Here is a 930-nt window from a genome sequence, read left to right on the forward strand (position 1 = left end):
ACCCAGTGCCCGTCCCCGCCCTGGATGGACACCACGTTGGGCAGGCCCAGCCGCCGCGCCGCCTCCAGCGCCGCGAGGCCACAGGGATAGCCATACTGCGCGTGGATGATGTCGAAGGGCCGGCGCCGGTGCTCGCGAATCACCGTGTCCACCAGGTCCTCCACGTCCTGCTCGAAGCTCGCGGGCTGGCCGTGGTTGATGCGCTGCTCGCCCCGGGACTCACACCCCAGCACGTGCGCGCCTGGAATCCCCGGCGGTGGCCCGCCCCCGTACACCGCCATGCCCGCCGGGTCGTTGCGGTACTGGCTCACCATGGTCACGTCATGCCCGCACGCCACCAGTTCCCGCACCAGGTTGAGCGCATAGACACTCATCCCGGAGATCGCCGGGAAGAAGCGCCGGGAGATGAAGCAGATCCGCAGCCGGTTCAGTTCGTTCACGCCGCCACCTCCGCGCCCGTCGGCAGGCGCGCCCGCAACCACGCCAACGCGCCGGGCACCATCTCGTGCGCCCGGTGCGCATCCCTGGACAGCTCCACGCAGATGAGCCGGTCGTACCCCACGCGCATCAGCTCGCGCAGGACGGACGGCACGTCCACGTCCCCCTCACCGAACGGCAGGTGCTCATGCACGCCGCGCTTCATGTCCTCCAGCGCCACCGTTCCCAGCACCGGCGCGAACTCGCGCACCGCCTCCGCCGGCGTCCGCTCCTGCGTCACCAGCAGGTGTCCCACGTCCAGCGCCAGCCGCACCGGCGCCGCTCCCTTCGCCGCCACGCTCACCTGCAACTGGCGCCACGCGTCCACCGTCTCCACCAACATCCCCGGCTCCGGCTCCACCGCCAGCACCACCCCGCGTAAGGCCGCGTGGTCCGCCAGCCGGGCCACCCCCTCCACCAACCATGGCCACGCCAGCTCCTGCGTCACCCCCG

The 930-nt window shown here is 71.8% G+C and carries 2 protein-coding genes; both read right to left on the reverse strand.

The features are described from left to right. Positions 1-440, reverse strand: a 440-nt coding sequence (locus tag D7Y13_RS41755) for a glycosyltransferase (RefSeq protein WP_208734558.1), incomplete at its 3' end; no start/stop codon positions are given. Next, positions 437-930 (reverse strand): sugar phosphate isomerase/epimerase family protein (locus tag D7Y13_RS41760; RefSeq protein ID WP_147452658.1); only part of this gene is annotated, 494 nt, incomplete at its 5' end. The genes D7Y13_RS41755 and D7Y13_RS41760, both read right to left, overlap by 4 nt.

Source organism: Corallococcus praedator (assembly GCF_003612125.1).
Classification (GTDB): Bacteria; Myxococcota; Myxococcia; order Myxococcales; family Myxococcaceae; genus Corallococcus; species Corallococcus praedator.